Below are 18,528 nucleotides of genomic sequence, written 5' to 3' on the forward strand. Positions count from 1 at the left end.
GTCAGCGCTTGGCGCCGCCCTTCTGGCCGCTGCGGACGCGGCCCGAGCGCGAGACCTGACGGGCGCCGCCACGCGCGCCCTTGCCGACGATGGCGTTGGTCCCGGACTTCTTGGAGGCGCTGGCCTTCAACCCGCCCAGAGGCTTCACCTTGGGCTTGATCCCCGCCTTGGCCTTCTGCTCCAGCGCCTTGCCCGGCAGATTGGACAGCCGCTCCTCGGCCTTTTCGGCCTTCTGGATGCGGCGCGGCGCGGTCTTGGCCGCGCCCTTGAACCGCTCCGGGCCCGACTTGGCGCCGCCGTCGACATAGGGGTTGGCCCCGCTGGTCTTGACGTTCAGCCGGATGGGCGTGCCCGGCAGGTCGAAGCTCTCGCGGATCGAGTTGATCAGATAGCGCTTGTAGTGGTCGGGCATGGCCGAGGCGCGGCTGGCCATCAGCACGAACGTCGGCGGACGCGCCTTGGTCTGGGCGATGTACTTGGGCTTGATCCGCTTGCCGTCCACCGCGGGCGGCGGATGGCGCTGGGTGGCCATGGACAGCCAGGTGTTGAGGTCCTTGGTCTTCACCTTGACCGACCAGATGTCATAGGCCTGGAGTACGGCCGGCATCAGGCGGTCGACGCCGCGGCCGCTGTGCGACGACAGGGCGACGAAGGGCGACCCCTTAAGCTGGGGCAGCTTGTCCTCGGCCAGCCGTTTCAACTCGGCCAGGCGCGCCTGCGGCTCCTCCTCCAGATCCCATTTGGAGGCGACATAGACCAGGGCCCGCCCCTCGCGCTCGACCAGGTCGGCCAGCTGCAGGTCCTGGGTGTCGAAGGCGTCGTCCTTGTCCATGACCAGGATGACCACCTCGGCGAAGGTGATGGCGCGGATGGTGTCGGCGACCGACAGCTTCTCCAGCTTCTCCTGAACCCGGGCCTTGCGCCGCATCCCCGCCGTGTCGATCAGGCGGATGTTCTTGTCTTCCCACACCCAGTCGACCGAGATGGAATCGCGCGTGATGCCGGCCTCCGGCCCGGTCAGCAGCCGGTCGTCGCCGATCAGGCGGTTGATCAGGGTCGACTTGCCGGCGTTCGGGCGGCCGATCACGGCGATGCGGATCGGCTTTTCCGGCTCGTCCTCTTCCTCGATGAAGATGTCTTCGGACGCGGTGACGATGGCCTGATACAGGTCGGCCATGCCCTCGCCGTGCTCGGCCGAGATGGCGACCGGCTCGCCGAAGCCCAGGGCGTGCGCTTCTCCGACACCGCCGCCCGAGGCCTGGCTTTCCGATTTGTTGGCCAGCAGGATCACCGGCTTGTGCTGGCGGCGCAGGCGTTCGGCGAAGATGCGGTCCAACTGGGTCACGCCCTCGCGCGCATCCATCATGAACAGGATCAGTTCGGCGTCGTCCAGCGCGGCCTCGGTCTGCTCGCGCATCCGGGCTTCCAGGCTTTCGTCGGTGACGTCCTCATACCCGGCCGTGTCGATCAGCGTCAGGTCCATGTCGCCGATATTGCCGTCGGCGTAGCGCCGGTCGCGGGTCACGCCGGGGCGATCGTCGACCAGCGCCAAACGCTTGCCAACGAGGCGGTTGAACAGGGTCGACTTGCCCACATTGGGGCGGCCGACAATGGCGACCTTCAGAGCCATGTCGGCCTTCTAACCCAGTTTGCGACGAAACGTCAGCGGATGCAGATCAGCTGACCGGAATCCGTCAGCACATAGAGGGCGCCGTTATAGGCGCTGGGGGCGATGAAGGCGGGCGCGCCCAGCTTCAGGGTCGCCTGCGGCGCGCCGGTCTTCGGGTCGAAGGCGACGGCCTCGCCGAACGAGTTGACCATCACCAGGCGGTTCGACGCCAGGATCGGCCCCGACCATTGCGGGCGAAGCTCATGATCGAAGAAGCCCAGGAAACCGCCTTCCTTGCGGACACGCCCCTCGTTCAGCTCGCGCGTCCAATAGACCTGGCCGGTGTCGCGGTTGGCGGCGATCAGTTCGCCGGCCTTGGAGACGACATAGACCGCGTCGCCGACCGGCAGCGGGGCGTTGACGCCGACGATGGGCAGCCGCCAGCGCGGCTGGCCCGAGCGGATGTCGATGGCCGCCATCTGGCCCGAATGGCTGACGCCATAGACCATGCCGCGGCTGATGACCGGACGCCCGGCGATGTCGCGCACCTCGGACAGGGCGCTGGTGCGGCTGGTGTTGGACAGGGTCTCTTCCCACACCGGCTGGCCGTTGTTGGTCCGCAGGGCGACCAGCTGGCCCGAGGCGAAGGGGGCGATCACCGTCTCGCCCGTCACCGCCGGGCTGGAGGCGCGCAGGACCCGCGCCGGCTCGCCGATGCCGCGATAGGCCCAGGCCTGGGCGCCGGTGGCGGCGTCGAAGGCGAACATCTGGCTGTCGACATCGACCACGAAGACGCGGCCGCCCGCGACCGTGGGCGCGCCGTGCACCGGGGCGTCGACGTTCTGGCTCCAGACCACGGCGCCGCTGTTGGCGTCCAGCGCCGAAACCACGCGCGTTCCCGACGAGACGAACACCCGCCCGCCGGCCACGGCGACGCCGCCGCCGAAGCCGTTGTCGCGGCCGCGATCGCGACCCTCGGGCTTCACGTCGGCCTTCCACAGCACCGCGCCGGTGTCGGCCGAGACGGCCGTGACGGTCGAGCGGCCGTCCAAGACGAAGATCTTGCCGTCGGCGGCGACCACCGGGGACATGACGTCGCCCGGATTGGCCGAGCCGGCGCCGATGTCGCGGCGCCAGGCGATCTGGAAGTTCGGCGCGGCGATGACGTGCTCGACCAGGTTCTCGGGCGTGCCGCCGGGCTGGGTCCATGCCGTCACGGCCTGCGGGCCGGGCAGGAAGATATCGCGGCCGGCCAAGGCCGCCGAGGGCGCCAGCTGCTCGTCGAAGGCCAGCACCGAAATACGCTGCCCCTCCGTCGCCGTGGCCTGGGGCTGGTCGCTGCGACCCAGGCCGAACGGCAGGGACCGGCGCACGGCGCCGCACGACGCGACCGTCAGGGCGACGCCGCAGACCAGCGCGACTTTCAGAGCTCGGTTCATCGAAGGCGTCCTGTCCGGTGACGTCACTGTTGGGTCGGCGCAGCGGCCGGGGCCGGGGCCGAGGCCGGGGATGCAGCCTGCGATGCGGGCGCGACTTGCGGCGCGGCGGGCGGCGGCGCGGCCTTGGCGGCGTCGACGATCTTGGGCAGGGCGGCGACCGTGCCGGAATCGATCATGGCGATGGCCGCCTGGGCCTGCTGGCGGATGGCGTCGGGCACGTCCTGGCCCAGTTGCAGCACCACCAAAGCCGAGCGGGCCTCGGCCGCCTTGCCGTGCTGGAGGCGGGCCAGGGCCAGCGCATGCTGGGCGAAGGCGTGCAGCGGGCGGTCGTCCTCGGCCAGCGGGGTCAGGCGGCTTTCCAACTCGGCCAGCGGCGCGGTGTCCATCAGCAGCCACGCGGCCTTGAGCGAAGCCGTGTCGGACAGGATCGGGTCGCGCGTCGCCTTGGCGGATTCGTCGAACAGGCGCACCGCGTCGGGAACCTTGTTGGCGTCCAGGGCCTGGGCGGCCTGCTGCTGAAGGGCCAGGGCCTTATAGGCGCCGTTGCCCTGCTCGACCGCTTCCTGGAAGGCGGCGCGGGCGTCGGCGGGCTTGCTTTCGCGCAGGGCTTCCAGGCCGCGATCATAGGCCTCGGCGCCCTTGGCGGCGCGATTGGACTGATAGCTGTCCCAGCCCCACCAACCCAGCGCGCCGATCAGCGCGACGATCACGACCACGGCCGCGACGGGCAGCCAGGTGCGGGCCAGGCGCTTATACCGGTCGGAGCGGAGCTCCTCCTCGACCTGCTCGAAGACATCAACCACGGAAACGTCGCCCCAAAAGATCGCTGCACGGAATCCGGCGGACCCTAGAGGGTCGCCCTCACGCCCGCAACGAAGCCGTTACGGCGAAGCCGGTTTTTTCGAGAAGTAGGTCTCGACTTCGGCAGGAAAACGGCGGGACTTCACGTCAGAGGCGAAGGCGGCGGCGGCGCGGTCGATCTCTCCGCGCAGATCGGCGTACTTGCGGACGAATTTGGGGGTCCAGTCGAACATTCCCAGCATGTCGTTGACCACCAGGACCTGGCCGTCGCAGGCGGCCGAGGCGCCGATGCCTATGGTGGGGACGTCGATGGTCTGGGTGATTTCGCGCGCCAGGGATTCGGCCACGCCCTCGATGACGATGCAGAAGGCGCTCGCCTCGGCCACGGCGACAGCCTCGGCCAGCACGCGCTCGCGTTCCGCGTCGGTTCGGCCCTTGGCCTTGAAGCCGCCTTCGGCCAGCACCGCCTGGGGGCGCAGGCCGATGTGGCCCATCACCGGAATGCCGCGCCGGACCAGGAACCGGACGATGGGCGCCAGCTCCGCGCTGGTCTCCAGCTTCACCGCCTGGGCGCCGGTTTCCTTCATGACCCGCACGCAGGCGTCGTAGGCGGCCTGCTCGCCGCCCTCGTAGGCGCCGAACGGCATGTCCACCACCACCAGGGCCCGGCGCGAGCCCCGGACCACCGCCTGGCCGTGCAGGATCATCATCTCCAGCGTGACGCCGACGGTGTTGGGAAGGCCGTGCACCGCCATGCCCACGCTGTCGCCCACCAGCAGCACGTCGCAGTGGGGGTCCAGCAGGGCCGCCATCGGCGCGTCATAGGCGGTCAGGCAGACGATCGGTTCGCCGCCCTTTCTCGCCGCGATGTCGGGCACGGAAATGCGCCGGACGGTCTCCTGGGCGTGAATGGACATCGGCGGGCCTCCTGTCTGATCGGCCGTCAGATAGGCGCCCGCGCCGCCCGAGTCACCCTAGATGTCCTGAGAAAGCCGCACCGCGCCGGCGGCCAGCAGCGCGACCAGCGCCCCGGCGACGATCCAGAACGCCGCCATGCCCGACCCGCTCATCAGGTCGATCGAGCCCAACCCCAGGGAGTCCAGCCCCAGACCGCCCAGACCGGACTGGACCGCGCCTTGGGCCGTGACGGCGACCGCCTGCGCGCCCTGGCCCAGCGTCGTCACCTCGGCCTCTCCGCCGGTGAAGTTCAGATTGATCCCTTCGCGCACCGCGATCAGCCCGCCGATCAGCCCCGCGCCGGTCAGGGCCACGCCGCGCCAGCGCGAACGCTTCTCCAGCCGCGTGCGGAACTCGGCGACGAACAGGGCGTCGTCGGCCATCCTGGGGGCGCGGGCGAACAGTCGCTCGATCGCCGGGTCGAATTCGTCAGCCGACATGAGCCGACCTCCCGCCTGAAGCCGCCGGCTGAAGCCGAGCGCGGAGTTTATCCAGACCACGTTTGACATGGGATTTCACCGTTCCGAGCGGCAAATTCATGGCCGCGGCGATTTCCGGATGGGACATGCCGGCGCCGTGGCACAGCGACACGCACACCCGTTCGGTCTCGTTCAGCGCCTTCAGCGCCTCGTCCAGGTCCAGCGCGCCGGCCTGGTCGACCGGCGTCGCCGCCTCCTCGGCCTCGATCTCGGCGACATAGCGGGCCTCGCGGGCGACGCGCTTCAGATAGAGGCGCGCGGCGATCTTCTTGACCCAGCCGGCGAAGGTCCCCTGCCCCCGAAACTCGGCGCAGCGCTGGAAGCCCTGCAGGAAGGCGTCCTGGGCCACGTCGTCGGCCAGCGACGGGCTGGCCCCCATCCGGCGCAGCAGGCCCCGGACCGCCGAACCGTGCCGGCGCACCAGCTCGCCATACTCCCGCCGCCCGCCGGCGGCCGCCTGGGCCGCCAGCTCGACGTCGTGAAGATCGTGCAAGGATGTCCTGTTCATGACGGTTTCCCCCGATCGGTCGCCGTCAGTCCTTGTTCGGGTTGAAGAAGCTCAGGACGATGAAGGCGATCCCGATGACGGCGGGAATGCAGGCGATGCCCAGCAGGCCGTTGTCCATGCCGCCGTTCCAGCCGTTTCCGCCCAGGTCGCTGACGACGCCGAAGGCGGCGACGCCGATGCCGACCGCCAGCCAGATGATGCCGCGGCGGATGTCCCGGGTGCGCGACGGCAGGGTCTTCTGCACGTCCTTGGTCATGGCGTCGATCAGTTCGGACGGCAGGTCCTGGCCCTTGTCGACCGCGTGGCGGACGGTCTCCTGCATGTCGCGCTTCTCGCGGTACTTCAGGAAGGTCGGGCCGACGATGATGGCCGTGATGGTGCCGAAGACGGCGAAGATGGCGAAGATCGGAATGAAGTCTTCCATGGCGATACCCCTGTGATCCCTTGCGGCCCAGCCTGATGCGGCGGCCTTCTGATCACAAGAGGCCGCCAGGCGCCCCCACGGATGCGAAGCCTTTGGTGAAATCTTCGTAAGGTCGGCCGCGCCGGCGTTCGGCGTCGCTGGAACCGGTTTCGGGCGCCGCCGGTTCGCGCTAGCGTCCGCCGACATTTCCAGAAAGGCATTCCCATGAGCCATGTCACCTATCGCATCGTCGAACACGACGGCGGCTGGGCCTATCGGTCGGGAGACACCTTCTCCGAGACCTTCGCCAGTCACGATCTGGCCCGGGCCGCCGCCGTGCGCGCCGCGCACGAGCAAAAGGTCCCGGATGAAACCGCGATGATCGAATACGAAGGGCCTGACGGCGAATGGATCACCGAGCGGGCCGACGGCCACGACCGCCCGGCCACCGACGTCGAAGGCTGAGCATGGCCAGTCGCGACCTGATCGTCTTTTCCGCGCTGAATGGAGCGCTGGCCGTAGCGCTGGGGGCTTTCGCCGCCCACGGCGCGGGTCTGCAGGTCAAGACCCTGCTGACCACGGGCGCGCATTACCAGCTGGCGCACGCCGTCTTCGGCCTGGCCTGCGCCCTGTGGACGGGCGGGGGCCGTCTGGCGCGCCTGGCCGGCTGGCTTGGGGCGGCGGGCGGCCTGGTGTTCAGCCTGGCTCTGGCCTTCATCGCGCTGCTCAGCCTACCCGCCATGGGCGCGGTCGCGCCGGTCGGCGGGGTTCTGATGATCGCCGGTTGGCTTTGCGTCGCGTTTGCGGCATTGCAAGGCCGCTCCTCTTAAGGCCAAGTTTCGCCTTCTCAGAAAGACCGTTCGATTCATGGCCTTCCCCGCGCCTGCCGATCCCCGTCGTGAGCTCTATCCCGAGATCGAACCGTTCGCCTCGGGCTGGATGGAGACCGACGGTCCTCACCAGATCTATTACGAGGAATGCGGCAATCCGCAGGGGCGCCCGGTCCTGGTCCTGCATGGCGGACCGGGCGGCGCCGTCAATCCGGGCATGCGGCGCTATTTCGATCCGGCCAAGTACCGCATCGTCCTGTTCGATCAGCGCGGCTGCGGCAAATCCCGCCCGAACGCCTCGCTGGAAGACAACACCACCTGGACCCTGATCGAGGATATCGAGCGGCTGCGCGCCCGTTGCGGCGTGGACAGGTGGGTGGTGTTCGGCGGCTCCTGGGGCTCGACCCTGTCGATGGCCTACGCCATCACCCATCCCGAGCGGTGCCTGGCGCTGGTGCTGCGCGGCATCTTCCTGCTGAGCCGCAAGGAACTCCACTGGTTTTACCAGGACGGCGCCTCGATGATCTTCCCCGATGCGTGGGAGCGGTTCGTCGTGCCCATCCCCGAGGCCGAGCGCGGCGACCTGATGGGCGCCTATTACAAGCGACTGATCGGCGACGACGTGGCGGAACGCGAGCGCTGCGCCATCGCCTGGTCCAGCTGGGAAGGCGAGACCGTCAGCGTAGAGGGCCCCGACGCCCGGCCCGACAAGTTCGCCGAGCCCGAGTTCGCGGTCGCCTTCGCACGGATCGAGAACTGGTTCTTCACCAACGGCGGCTTCTTCCCCGAGGAAGACTGGATCCTGAAGAACGTCGACCGGATGCGGGACATTCCTTGCTGGATCGCGCAAGGCCGCTTCGACGTGGTCACGCCGATCTCGGGCGCCTGGGCGCTGCACCGCGCCTGGCCCGAGGCCCGGCTGGACATCGTGCCCGACGCCGGCCACGCCTCGTCCGAACCCGGCATCATCGACAGCCTGATCCGCGCCACGGACTGGGCGGCGACCGTCTAGCGATTAATCGCTCTTCAGCTCTATCCGAATGGCGCGGAATACGCCGTCGCCGGCGTTATAGATGGCGTGCGGCCCTTCTGGCGGAAACCATAGCGCCTCGGGCGGCGGTCCAGGCGGTAGGGGCGTGCGCCGGACCTCGGCAAGACCGTCCTCGCCCCTCTCGTAGAGGATATCGACCAGCGGCTGCGCCGATTGGATGTGCATCACGCTGGACCAGCGGTGAACGTGCGGCGCCTCTGTCTCGCCCGGCTGCACAGTCACCCTGAGAACGCGGACCCGATCATTCTCTAGGATCACCACGTGATTTTCCGGCGCGGCGACGACCGCATCCAGCGGGTCCAGCTGCAGACCGCTCAAAGCAGCGACGACAAAGGCGAGGATCATGGCGCGTCTCCATCGAAACCGAACCGTGTCACGCCGCGCCTCGGAAGGATAATGAAAAAGGCCCGGCGGTTTCCCGCCGGGCCTTTCGATCTTCAGCGGACGCTGAAGCCCAGATTACTTGATCTGGACCTTGGCGCCGGCTTCCTCGAGCTTCTTCTTCAGCTCTTCGGCGGCTTGCTTGGAGACGTTCTCGACGACGTTCTGCGGAGCGCCTTCGACCAGGTCCTTGGCTTCCTTCAGGCCCAGGTCCGAGCGAGCGCCGCGAACTTCCTTGATGACGTTGATCTTCTTGTCGCCGCCGTCGACCAGGACGACGGTGAACTCGGTTTGCTCTTCGGCGGCTTCAGCCGGAGCGCCGCCAGCGGCGCCGCCAGCCGGCATGGCCATGGCGACCGGAGCGGCGGCGGAAACGCCCCACTTTTCTTCCAGCAGCTTGGAGAGTTCAGCGGCTTCCAGAACGGTAAGCGCGGACAGGTCTTCGACGATCTTGGCGAGGTCGGCCATTGTCAGTTTTCCTTCGGAGGATTGGTTTCAGAGAGGGATGCAGAGATGAAAGGGTCCGCCGCTTACGCGGCTTCCTTGGTGGCGTAGGCGTTGAACACCCGGGCCAGCTGACCGGCGGGCGCTTGCAGCACGCCGGCGACCTTGGTCGCGGGCGCGTTGAGCAGGCCGATGAGTTGGCTGCGGACTTCGTCCAGCGTCGGCAGCTTGGAGAGCGCCTCGACGCCCTTCTGGTCGACGACGGTTTCGCCCATGAAGCCGCCGACGATCTTGAAGCGATCGTTAGCCTTGGCGAACTCGGTGGCGACCTTGGCGGCCGTACCGGGGTTCTCGGCGTAGGCGATGCCCACGGGGCCCTTGAACAGGCCGTGGTAATCGCTGCCTTCTTCGGCTTCGAGCGCCTTCAGCGCCAGGCGGTTCTTGACCACCTTGAACGCGCCGCCGGCGGTACGCAGCCGGCCACGCAGGTCTTCCATTTCCGCAACGGTCAGACCCAGGTTGTGGGTCACGACCACGGAGCCGGCGTCGGCGAACACGCCCTTGAGCGTCTCGATCGACTCGGCCTTTTGTGCGCGGTCCATTGCGGTCTCCAGTCTTGGCATTCGCCGCCGGGCTTATTCCCGACGACGGATTTGGCCAAAGCGTCGCGCGTCGCCGCGAGACGTTCAGGCCGGTCGTATTGTCCGAAGGAAGCGACTGACGGCGTCCGTCCCGGAATGCGGGCCGACATCTGCCAGTTTGCGTCCCCATCTCCCCACGGCGCCAGGGGGCTCCCTGACGGTTACGGCGCGGGTGGCCCCCACGCCCCGAAGTTCTCGGACAGGACCGTCAAAGGCGAACCTTCGACGGGAAGCGGCGCTCATACAGGGACAGGTCCGATAAATCAAGGAGCGTGACGCATGGCCTATGAACTCTATTACTGGCCGACGATCCAGGGGCGCGGAGAGTTCGTCCGCCTGGCGCTGGAGGCGGCCGGCGCGGACTATGTCGACGTCTCGCGCCAGGACGACGGCGAGGCGATGATGCGCCTGATGAAGACGGCCGACACCCCCGCCTTCGCCCCGCCCTTCCTCAAGCTGGGAGAGCGCACCATCGGCCAGGTCGCCGCCATTCTGGCCTGGATCGGTCCGCAGCTGGGTTTGGCCCCCGACGGAGACAGCGACCGCGCCTGGGTCAATCAGGTCCAGCTGACGCTGGCCGACCTGGTCGTCGAGGCGCACGACACCCACCACCCTGTCGACCTGGCCGCCTATTACGACGAGCAGAAGCCCGAGGCCGCACGGAGGGCCAAGGGGTTCCGCGACCAGCGCATCGGCAAATTCCTGGGCTGGGCCGAACGCGTCCTGGAACGCAACCGCGCCGGTTCGGACTGGCTGGCCGGCGACCGCATGACCTATGCGGACCTGTCCCTGTTCCAGGTGGCGGAGGGCCTGCGGTACGCCTTTCCCCAGGCGGCGGCTCGGGTGATGCGGGACACGCCCCGCGTCGTCGCCGTGCGCGACCGCGTCGCCGCCCTGCCCCGCATCGCCGCCTATCTGGACAGTCCGCGTCGCATCGCCTTCAACGAGGACGGAATCTTCCGGCGATATCCGGAGTTCGACGGCTAGCGGGTCGGCTTGGCCGCCGCCTGGCCGCCGACCGCGTCACAGTCGAACTCGGCGCAGAACTTCGCCTCGAACTCGGTCATCATCGCCAGGACGGCGGTCTGAAGCACAGTTTCCTGGCCCGTCGCCAGTTCGATGGTCTTGGCCGCGATCTGTCGACCGACCGGCGAGCGGAAGAAGGCGATCTGCGCCTCAAGCTCCTCGATCGTGAAGGTGTCGGCGTACACCGGCGCCAGGTCCGCCATGATGCGGTTCGTCATCCGGCCGATCATGGCGGGCATGTTGGCGCGCACCCATGCGGCTTCTTCGTCATCCTGACCCGCGATGGTCTTCTCCATCTCGGCGGCGGCGTAGCCTTCGACGGACTTGGCCAGGTTGGGGCCGGTCGAGACGGCGATCAACTCGCGCGACAAGATCAAGCGTTGTTCCCGCCCGGCGTCCTGCGCCGCGGCGGGGCCGCCCGCGGCCAGCGCCGCGCTGAAGACGGCCAAGGCCGCCAGCATCATGATCCGCATGGCGGCCTCCTCCTGACCGCCTCTTATCGGGTCGCGGCGGGGCCGAGACCAGCGAAAACCACTTGCGGTTGCTCAATCCGCCAGGGGCGTGGCGTCGAAGTCGCGGATCAGGGCCGCCAGATCCGGCTCATGCACCGCCTCGGCGGCTTCGGCGAAGGTCATCCACCGCCGTTCGCGCTGATGGGCTTCCGGCCAGGCGCCGAGTTGGATCAGCACCTCCAGCGGATAGACGGAGACCACGCAGCGCCGCTCGCTGTCGTCCTTGAGCCGCTTCAGATACCGGAAGACGCCGATGGACTGGTCATGCACCTGCCCTTTCACGCCGGCTTCCTCCAGCGCCTCCTGGGCCGCCGCCTCGGCGTCCGTCAGGCCGACCATTCGCCCGCCCTTGGGAATGACCCAGCGCCGTGTCTCACGCGACGTGATCATCAGGATGCGACGCCGCCCGTTTTCCAGGCGCCACGGCAGGGCGGCGACCTGCCGGGTCTCGGACCGCGCGGTGCGCTTTACTTGTTCGCCCGTCACCTGTCGCTCCCTGCGGCGCCTGCGACCGAATTCATCCGCCCTGGGACGACCTGCCCACCGGCAAACGGGATCGCGAGGCCTGCGTCAAGTCGTCTCGCTCCGATCGGAACGATTATCGCTGTCCCGGCGCCCGGGCGTCCGGATCCTTCAGCACGTCCTGGCGGTAGAGCATGGTCACCAGCGTGTGCAGCACCAGCGCCAGCGGCGTGGCGAACAGCACGCCCAGCGGGCCGAACAGGGTGCCGATTCCGACCACGGCGAAGATGCCCAGCACCACGGGCAGGTTCGCCACGTTCTTCTGCACCATCGGCGTGATGAAGTTGCTCTCCAGCTGTGAGACCACGACATAGAGCGCCAGGGTCATCAGGGCGGTCTCCCATCCCTGGGTGGCGCCCACCAGCACGGCCGGCACGGTGGAGACGATGGGTCCGACGATCGGCACGAACTGCGCCAGCCCGGTCAGCAGCCCCAGACCCAGGGCGGACGGCACGCCGATGACCGCCAGACCGACGCCGGTCAGGGTGCCGACAAGAACCATCGAGAACAGTTGCGCCTTCAGCCAGCCCTTCAGGGCGTGACCGCAGCTGTCCAGGACTTCCCGCAGACGCGGGCGGTGCTGCATGGGCGCCAGGGCCAGCAGTCCTTCGCGCGACTTGGCCGGCTTGATGGCTAGGAACACCCCCGCCACCACCACCAGCACCAGCGTCGTCACCCCGGAGGCGAAGCTGAGGGCGAAGCGCTGCGCCACCTGCAGGGCCTGGCCCGCGCGATCTCCCAGCCCCTGCAGCTGCTCGAACAGCTGGCCGGCGTAGGGCTGGGCCTGGATCCAGGACTGCACCTGCGCCCAGCCCTGGGGCACGACCGCGGACAAGGCCGCCACCTGCTCGACGATCTGCGCGCCGAACAGGGTCAGCACCCCCGCCAGCACGGCCACCACGATCAGCAGCGACAGAAAGACCGCCAGGGGATCGGGCGCCTTGAACCAGCGGACGATGGGGTCGGCCAAAGCGCGCAGAATCACGGCCACCACCACGGCGCCGAAGATCAGCAGCCACAGCGTCTGCAGCGTGATGACCAGTTGCACGGCGAAATAGGCCGCCACCAGCACCACGGCGCCGAACGCCAGCCTGCCCTTCCACGGATCGCCTCCGCCCGCCGCGCCCACGCCGCCGCCCCGTCTTCCCAGTCCGAACATCGTCACATCCCCAAAGGTCGCGGACAGAACGCACCCCCAGCGTGACCGTTCGCCGCCGATGGAAAAAAGAAAACGGCCCCGGAGATTGCTCTCCGGGGCCGTCTCGATTCAGTCGCGAACCGGGGATCAGGCTTCCAGCGAAGCCGGATCGACTTTGATGCCCGGGCCCATCGTCGAGGACAGGCTGATGCGCTTGACGTAGGTGCCCTTGGCGCCCGACGGCTTGGAGCGGTTCAGGGCGTCGACGAACGCCTTGACGTTGGCTTCCAGCGCGTCCTGCGTGAACGAGGCCTTGCCGATGCCGCCGTGCACGATGCCGGCCTTCTCGACGCGGAACTCGACGGCGCCGCCCTTGGCGTCCTTGACGGCCTGGGCGACGTTCGGGGTCACGGTGCCGACCTTGGGGTTCGGCATCAGGCCGCGCGGACCCAGCACCTTACCCAGACGGCCGACCAGGGCCATCATGTCCGGCGAGGCGATCACGCGGTCGAACTCCATGAAGCCGCCGTTGATCTTCTCGTACAGGTCTTCGGCGCCGACGTGCTCGGCCCCGGCCGCCTTGGCTTCCTCGGCCTTGGCGTCCTTGGCGAAGACGGCGACGCGGACGTCGCGGCCGGTGCCGGACGGCAGGTTGACCACGCCGCGGACCTGCTGGTCGGCGTGACGCGGGTCGACGCCCAGGTTGACGGCGATCTCGATCGACTCGTCGAACTTGGCCTTGGCGTTGTCCTTGACCAGCTTGATGGCGTCGGCGAACGGGACCAGGTCCTGGGTGACGCCGGTGCGGGCCTTCTGAGCCTTGGTTTGCTTGGCCATGTGCTTAGCCCTCCACCACTTCGAGGCCCATCGCGCGGGCGGAGCCTTCGATGATCTTGGCCGCAGCGTCGAGATCGTTGGCGTTCAGATCCTTCATCTTCTTTTCGGCGATCTCGCGCAGTTGCGTCTGCGTGATCTTGCCGGCGATCTCGCGGCCGACCAGCTTGGCGCCCGACTTCAGGCCGGTGGCCTGCTTCAGGTACCAGGTCGCCGGCGGCGTCTTGGTCACGAAGGTGAACGACTTGTCCTGATAGACGGTGATGACGGTCGGAAGCGGGGTGCCCTTGGCTTCCTTCTCGGTCCGCGCGTTGAACTCCTTGCAGAAGCCCATGATGTTGACGCCGCGCTGACCCAGGGCCGGGCCGATCGGCGGCGAAGGCGTGGCCGAACCGGCCGGCACTTGCAGCTTGATATAGCCGAGAATCTTCTTGGCCATTGGTCTCTCCTATGAATGATCCCCGGACTTCGATCCGGGACCGGTGAGCCGTGGTCCGGCATGGCGGCCTCCCACGGATTTGCCGCACCGCGAACCGAGGTCCGCCGAGCGAAGGCGCGCGTGTATCAGAGACGCGGGGTCGAGGCAACGTCTTCTCCCTTTCCGTCCGGGGAGGGAGGTCGAAGCGAAGCGGAGACCGTGTGGGAACGGCAAGGCCCGTCAGGCTCAGCCAGCAAAAAGGCGGCCCGTCGACGAGCCGCCTCCAACCGGTCGCTGCGCGACCTGCTCTCCCCGGACGGGGGGAGACTTCCAGCCTCAGCCCGCGACCTTCTCCACCTGGCCGTATTCTAGCTCGACCGGCGTCGCGCGGCCGAAGATGGAGACGGCGACGCGCAGGCGGGCGTTCTCCTCGTCCACGCTCTCGACGGCGCCGTCGAAGCTGGCGAAGGGACCGTCGGTGACCTTGACCTTCTCGCCGATGTCGAAGCGAATGGTGGGCTTGGGACGCTCGACGCCCTCTTCCACGGCCCCGATGATGTTCTGAACTTCGCGTTCCGAGACCGGCAGGGGCTTGGTGCCGCCCGCGGCGCCCAGGAAGCCGGTGACCTTGGGCGTGTTCTTGACCAGGTGATAGGCCTGGTCGGTCATCTCCATCTTCACCAGGACGTAGCCCGGGAAGAACTTGCGCTCGGAGTTCACCTTGCGGCCGCGACGGATCTCGACGACGTCCTCGGTCGGCACCAGGATTTCGGAGAAGGCGTCTTCCAGCCCCTGCTGACGGGCCTGTTCGCGCAGCTGCTCGGCGACCTTCTTCTCGAAGTTCGAATAGGCGTTGACGATGTACCACTTGTGCCGCGGGTTGGCCGGCTTGGCGGGCGCTGCGTCGGTCATGGGGGCGTCTTTCTTACGAGCCGAGAGCGATGATGTAGCGGAAGGCGAAGCCGAGGCCGGTGTCCACCACCCAGAAGAAGATCGAGGCGATCAGCACCATGATGAAGACCATCACCGAGGTAATCCAGGTCTCCTTGCGGCTGGGCCACACGATCTTGCGGCCCTCGGCGCGCACCTGGCTGAAGAACTGAGCCGGGCTCGTCTTCTTCTTGGGCTCGGTCGCCTCGACGGCGATGGTCTGGCCCGCCGGTGCGGTCTGCAGCTTCGAGCCCATCTGCGGGCGCTTGCCGGGGTTCTTGGCCTTGGCCATCAGATGCTCTTCAAACAATTGATCCTGTCGCCCCAGATGGGAAGTCCCATCCGGAAGCGACAGGGGGAAATGGCAGGAGTTGGGGGACTCGAACCCACGACCCCCGGTTTTGGAGACCGGTGCTCTACCAGCTGAGCTAAACTCCTAGACAAAGGCCGCCCGCCATCGGCAAGCGTCTTCGCCAGAGGGGCGCGTATGCCTGACGCGGCCCGGCATTTCAAGGGCGGATGTGACGCGCCTATTCCTCTTCCAGGTGCGCGGCGACCGCCTGCTTCTCGTCTTCGGCTCGGACCAGTTCCTTGAAGATCAGCTTGTCGATCCGGCGATCGTCCATGTCGACCACCTCGACCTCGTAGCGCCCGACCTGCAGCACCTCGCCCTCGTCGGGCACGCGCGACAGCTGGTGCAGGATCAGGCCGGCGACGGTGTGGAAGCCTTCATGGTCGCCGAAATCCTCGCCCAGGGCGTCGGCCAGTTCGTCCAGGTCGGTCTGTCCGTCGACCAGCCAAGAGCCGTCCTCGCGCTGTCGCAGATAGGCCTCTTCCTCGTCGTGCGATTCGTTGAAGTCGCCGGCGATCATCTCCAGCAGGTCGGTGGCGGTGATGACGCCTTCGAAGGCGCCGAACTCGTCGACGATGAAGGCCATGTGGACCTTGGAGCCCTTGATGATCTCCAGCGCCTTCAACACCGAGGTCGACTGCGGGATGAAGGCGGGCTCCTGCACCAGGCGTTCGACGTTGAACTCGCCATTGTCCAGCAGGCTGTCCAGCAGGTCCTTCTTGTGGACGACGCCCAGCGGATTATCGACGTCGTTGTCGCGCGCCACGACGATGCGGGAATAGGGACAGGTCCGGATTTCCTCGCGCAGTTGCTTCTCGCTGTCGTCCAGGGCGATCCAGAACACCTCGTGACGCGGCGTCATGGCCACCCGCACCGGACGGTCGCCCAGCCGCAGGATCTCCTCGATCATCTCCTGCTCTTCCGGCTCGATAAGGCCGGCCGAGGTGCCCTCGGCCAGGATGGTCGCCACCTCTTCCTGGGTGACGTCCGACCCATCCCGGTCCTTGACGCCCAGCAGCTTCAGGATGCCGGACGTCGAGGCCGTCAGCAGCAGGACGAAGGGCTTCATCACCAGCGCCAGGCTGGAGATCGGCTGCGCCATCTTGGACGCGATGGTCTCCGGAAAGATCAGCGCCAGACGCTTGGGCACCAATTCGCCGACGATCAGCGAAACATAGGTGATGCAGATGACGACCACGGCGGTGGAGAAGAATTCGGTGTAGGCGGCCAGGGCCGGAAAGCTGGTTTCCAGGATGCGGTCCAACTCGCCGGCGATGGTCGCCTGGCCGTAGGCGCCCGCCAGAATGCCGATCAGGGTGATGCCCACCTGCACCGCCGACAGGAACTGCGTGGGCTCCTCGGACAGCTTCAGGGCCTTGCGCGCCCCGCGATCCCCCTTCTCGGCCCGGCTTTGCAGCTTGGATTTCCGGGACGACACGACCGCCAGTTCGGTCATGGCGAAAAGGCCGTTGAGCACCACCAGGAGCAGAACGACGACGATAGCGATGAGTAACATCTAGGGGGTTATAAGGACCGACGCGGCGCGACAAACGGCGTCCGCAAGGACGACAGTAGGCGACAATCGCCCTCAGCGCCACGATTTCCTTGAAATCAGCCCGTGCGGCCGGCCTCGACGGAGCCATAGGCGCCCGAAACGGGGCGTCCCTGCGCGTCGTATTGCGTCGCGCAGGCCGACATCCCGATCAGGGTGCCGATGAACAGACCGATGCGAACCGCGCGAAACATAGGGTTACCAAATCCTTAACGTCCACAGCCGAACGTAGATGGGGGATTTGGGTTGCGGGCAAGCCCTCACGCCTGAAAGGCGAACATCAATGCAGAAACGGCCCCCGGATCGCTCCGGGGGCCGCTCTGTACGCTACGAATGGCTTGTCAGCCGCAAGGCCGACGCGCTCAAGAAGCGAGCGATCGCTTCACGCGCGTTAGCGCATCAGAACGTCGATTACTCGACGATCTTGGCCCCTGCGGGAGCATGGCTCCCGCAGCATCGCAAGGATGCGTGGCCTGGGATCGTCGATTACTCGACGATCTTGGCCACGACGCCGGCGCCGACGGTGCGGCCGCCTTCACGGATGGCGAAGCGCAGGCCCTGGTCCATGGCGATCGGGGTGATCAGCTCGACGTTCAGCTCGGCGTTGTCGCCCGGCATGATCATCTCGACGCCTTCCTTCAGGTGCACGATGCCGGTCACGTCGGTCGTGCGGAAGTAGAACTGCGGGCGGTAGTTGGTGAAGAACGGCGTGTGGCGGCCGCCTTCTTCCTTGGTCAGGATGTAGGCCTCGGCCAGGAACTTGGTGTGCGGGGTGATCGAACCCGGCTTGCACAGGACCTGACCGCGCTCGACGTCCTCACGCTTGGTGCCGCGCAGCAGCACGCCGACGTTGTCGCCCGCCTCGCCCTGGTCCAGCAGCTTGCGGAACATTTCCACGCCCGTGCAGGTCGTCTTCTGGACCGGACGGATGCCGACGATCTCGACTTCCTCGCCGACCTTGATCACGCCCTTCTCGACGCGACCCGTCACCACGGTGCCGCGGCCCGAGATCGAGAACACGTCTTCCACCGGCATCAGGAACGGCTGGTCCACCGGACGGGCCGGCTGCGGGATGTAGGCGTCGACCGTCTCCATCAGCGCCAGCACGCGCTGCTCGCCGATCTCCGGGTTCACGCCGTCGGTCGCGGCCTTGGCCGAGCCCTTGGTGATCGGGATTTCGTCGCCCGGGAACTGGTAGCTGCTCAGCAGCTCGCGCACTTCCATCTCGACCAGCTCCAGCAGCTCTTCGTCGTCGACCAGGTCGACCTTGTTCATGAAGACCACCAGCGCCGGCACGCCGACCTGACGGGCCAGGAGGATGTGCTCGCGCGTCTGCGGCATCGGGCCGTCCGCGGCCGAAACCACCAGGATCGCGCCGTCCATCTGCGCCGCGCCCGTGATCATGTTCTTCACATAGTCGGCGTGGCCCGGGCAGTCGACGTGGGCGTAGTGACGGTTGGCCGTCTCATATTCCACGTGCGCCGTGTTGATCGTGATGCCGCGCGCCTTCTCTTCCGGCGCCGCGTCGATGTCGGCGTAGTTCATCGCCTTCGCACCGCCCGCCTTCGCCAGCGTCATCGTGATCGCCGCCGTCAGCGTCGTCTTGCCGTGGTCGACGTGACCGATCGTGCCGATGTTGCAGTGCGGCTTCGTGCGTTCGAACTTTTCCTTGGCCATTCTCTAGCTCCTAGGTCCCCGAAC

General features: G+C 67.5%; 24 protein-coding genes and 1 tRNA gene. 4 read left to right on the plus strand and 21 right to left on the minus strand.

The window, feature by feature from the left end; translation table 11 throughout:
- Window position 1 precedes the first annotated feature (1 nt).
- The 7 genes from der to M8231_RS09345 all read right to left on the minus strand — a co-directional run bounded on the left by der (window position 2) and on the right by M8231_RS09345 (window position 6,217).
- Complete coding sequence (gene der, locus M8231_RS09315) at window positions 2-1,630, minus strand: ribosome biogenesis GTPase Der (protein ID WP_249750161.1); 1,629 nt, start codon at window positions 1,628-1,630, stop codon at window positions 2-4.
- A 32-nt stretch (window positions 1,631-1,662) separates the two neighbouring features.
- Window positions 1,663-3,048, minus strand: coding sequence for an outer membrane protein assembly factor BamB family protein (locus M8231_RS09320; RefSeq protein ID WP_249750160.1), 1,386 nt, complete (start codon window positions 3,046-3,048; stop codon window positions 1,663-1,665).
- A 23-nt stretch (window positions 3,049-3,071) separates the two neighbouring features.
- Window positions 3,072-3,851 (minus strand): tetratricopeptide repeat protein, encoded by a 780-nt coding sequence (locus tag M8231_RS09325; RefSeq protein ID WP_249750159.1) that lies wholly within the window; start codon window positions 3,849-3,851, stop codon window positions 3,072-3,074.
- Window positions 3,852-3,929: 78 nt separating this feature from the next.
- The gene (gene panB / locus M8231_RS09330) at window positions 3,930-4,766 is read right to left on the minus strand and encodes a 3-methyl-2-oxobutanoate hydroxymethyltransferase (protein WP_250201325.1); all 837 of its coding nucleotides are present in this window, start codon (window positions 4,764-4,766) and stop codon (window positions 3,930-3,932) included.
- A gap of 57 nt (window positions 4,767-4,823) precedes the next feature.
- A complete protein-coding gene (locus M8231_RS09335; protein ID WP_249750158.1) occupies window positions 4,824-5,246 on the minus strand; it encodes a hypothetical protein in 423 nt (140 codons plus the stop codon).
- Window positions 5,236-5,793, minus strand: a complete 558-nt coding sequence (locus M8231_RS09340) for an RNA polymerase sigma factor (protein ID WP_249750157.1) — start codon at window positions 5,791-5,793, stop codon at window positions 5,236-5,238. Before M8231_RS09340 ends, M8231_RS09335 begins: the two co-directional genes overlap by 11 nt.
- 25 nt (window positions 5,794-5,818) lie before the next feature.
- Complete coding sequence (locus M8231_RS09345) at window positions 5,819-6,217, minus strand: DUF6249 domain-containing protein (RefSeq protein ID WP_249750156.1); 399 nt, start codon at window positions 6,215-6,217, stop codon at window positions 5,819-5,821.
- 204 nt (window positions 6,218-6,421) lie between these two features.
- On the opposite strand from M8231_RS09345, the gene M8231_RS09350 reads away from it, so the two are divergent.
- The 3 genes from M8231_RS09350 to pip are packed head-to-tail and all read left to right on the plus strand — an operon-like array spanning window position 6,422 to window position 8,038.
- Entirely contained in the window at window positions 6,422-6,661 is a 240-nt protein-coding gene (locus M8231_RS09350) for a hypothetical protein (protein WP_249750155.1), read from the plus strand.
- A 2-nt stretch (window positions 6,662-6,663) separates the two neighbouring features.
- A complete protein-coding gene (locus M8231_RS09355; protein ID WP_249750154.1) occupies window positions 6,664-7,026 on the plus strand; it encodes a DUF423 domain-containing protein in 363 nt (120 codons plus the stop codon).
- 37 nt (window positions 7,027-7,063) lie between these two features.
- Window positions 7,064-8,038, plus strand: a complete 975-nt coding sequence (gene pip / locus M8231_RS09360) for a prolyl aminopeptidase (protein WP_249750153.1) — start codon at window positions 7,064-7,066, stop codon at window positions 8,036-8,038.
- Between the two features lie 3 nt (window positions 8,039-8,041).
- On the opposite strand, the gene M8231_RS09365 is transcribed toward pip, so the two are convergent.
- The 3 genes from M8231_RS09365 to rplJ form a co-directional block, all read right to left on the minus strand.
- Window positions 8,042-8,422, minus strand: a complete 381-nt coding sequence (locus tag M8231_RS09365) for a hypothetical protein (RefSeq protein ID WP_249750152.1) — start codon at window positions 8,420-8,422, stop codon at window positions 8,042-8,044.
- Between the two features lie 114 nt (window positions 8,423-8,536).
- A complete protein-coding gene (gene rplL / locus M8231_RS09370; protein ID WP_249750151.1) occupies window positions 8,537-8,926 on the minus strand; it encodes a 50S ribosomal protein L7/L12 in 390 nt (129 codons plus the stop codon).
- A 62-nt stretch (window positions 8,927-8,988) separates the two neighbouring features.
- Window positions 8,989-9,504, minus strand: a complete 516-nt coding sequence (gene rplJ / locus M8231_RS09375) for a 50S ribosomal protein L10 (protein ID WP_249750150.1) — start codon at window positions 9,502-9,504, stop codon at window positions 8,989-8,991.
- 318 nt (window positions 9,505-9,822) lie between these two features.
- On the opposite strand from rplJ, the gene M8231_RS09380 reads away from it, so the two are divergent.
- Window positions 9,823-10,530, plus strand: coding sequence for a glutathione S-transferase (locus M8231_RS09380; RefSeq protein WP_249750149.1), 708 nt, complete (start codon window positions 9,823-9,825; stop codon window positions 10,528-10,530).
- On the opposite strand, the gene M8231_RS09385 is transcribed toward M8231_RS09380, so the two are convergent.
- The 11 genes from M8231_RS09385 to tuf all read right to left on the minus strand — a co-directional run bounded on the left by M8231_RS09385 (window position 10,527) and on the right by tuf (window position 18,504).
- On the minus strand, window positions 10,527-11,042 hold the full coding sequence (locus M8231_RS09385; RefSeq protein ID WP_249750148.1) for a DUF2059 domain-containing protein: 516 nt from the start codon (window positions 11,040-11,042) through the stop codon (window positions 10,527-10,529). The two genes, M8231_RS09380 and M8231_RS09385, sit on opposite strands and share 4 nt — an antisense overlap.
- A gap of 72 nt (window positions 11,043-11,114) precedes the next feature.
- Window positions 11,115-11,567 carry an NUDIX hydrolase gene (locus M8231_RS09390; RefSeq protein WP_249750147.1) on the minus strand — a complete coding sequence of 151 codons (453 nt, stop codon included), beginning with the start codon at window positions 11,565-11,567 and terminating at the stop codon, window positions 11,115-11,117.
- A gap of 112 nt (window positions 11,568-11,679) precedes the next feature.
- A complete protein-coding gene (locus M8231_RS09395; protein ID WP_249750146.1) occupies window positions 11,680-12,762 on the minus strand; it encodes an AI-2E family transporter in 1,083 nt (360 codons plus the stop codon).
- Between the two features lie 126 nt (window positions 12,763-12,888).
- A complete protein-coding gene (rplA, locus tag M8231_RS09400; RefSeq protein ID WP_250201326.1) occupies window positions 12,889-13,578 on the minus strand; it encodes a 50S ribosomal protein L1 in 690 nt (229 codons plus the stop codon).
- Window positions 13,579-13,582: 4 nt separating this feature from the next.
- A complete protein-coding gene (rplK, locus tag M8231_RS09405; protein ID WP_249750145.1) occupies window positions 13,583-14,014 on the minus strand; it encodes a 50S ribosomal protein L11 in 432 nt (143 codons plus the stop codon).
- 315 nt (window positions 14,015-14,329) lie between these two features.
- A complete protein-coding gene (nusG, locus tag M8231_RS09410; RefSeq protein ID WP_249750144.1) occupies window positions 14,330-14,905 on the minus strand; it encodes a transcription termination/antitermination protein NusG in 576 nt (191 codons plus the stop codon).
- Window positions 14,906-14,918: 13 nt separating this feature from the next.
- Window positions 14,919-15,215: a preprotein translocase subunit SecE gene (secE, locus tag M8231_RS09415; RefSeq protein WP_249750143.1), complete on the minus strand. Its 297-nt coding sequence runs from the start codon at window positions 15,213-15,215 to the stop codon at window positions 14,919-14,921.
- 70 nt (window positions 15,216-15,285) lie between these two features.
- Window positions 15,286-15,361, minus strand: a tRNA-Trp gene (locus tag M8231_RS09420).
- A gap of 92 nt (window positions 15,362-15,453) precedes the next feature.
- Window positions 15,454-16,791 (minus strand): hemolysin family protein, encoded by a 1,338-nt coding sequence (locus M8231_RS09425; RefSeq protein ID WP_249750142.1) that lies wholly within the window; start codon window positions 16,789-16,791, stop codon window positions 15,454-15,456.
- Window positions 16,792-16,886: 95 nt separating this feature from the next.
- Window positions 16,887-17,021, minus strand: a complete 135-nt coding sequence (locus tag M8231_RS16910; protein ID WP_283843656.1) for a hypothetical protein — start codon at window positions 17,019-17,021, stop codon at window positions 16,887-16,889.
- A 292-nt stretch (window positions 17,022-17,313) separates the two neighbouring features.
- Entirely contained in the window at window positions 17,314-18,504 is a 1,191-nt protein-coding gene (gene tuf / locus M8231_RS09430) for an elongation factor Tu (protein WP_201216432.1), read from the minus strand.
- Window positions 18,505-18,528: the final 24 nt, after the last annotated feature.

Source organism: Brevundimonas albigilva, assembly GCF_023573565.1.
Taxonomy (GTDB): Bacteria; Pseudomonadota; Alphaproteobacteria; order Caulobacterales; family Caulobacteraceae; genus Brevundimonas; species Brevundimonas albigilva.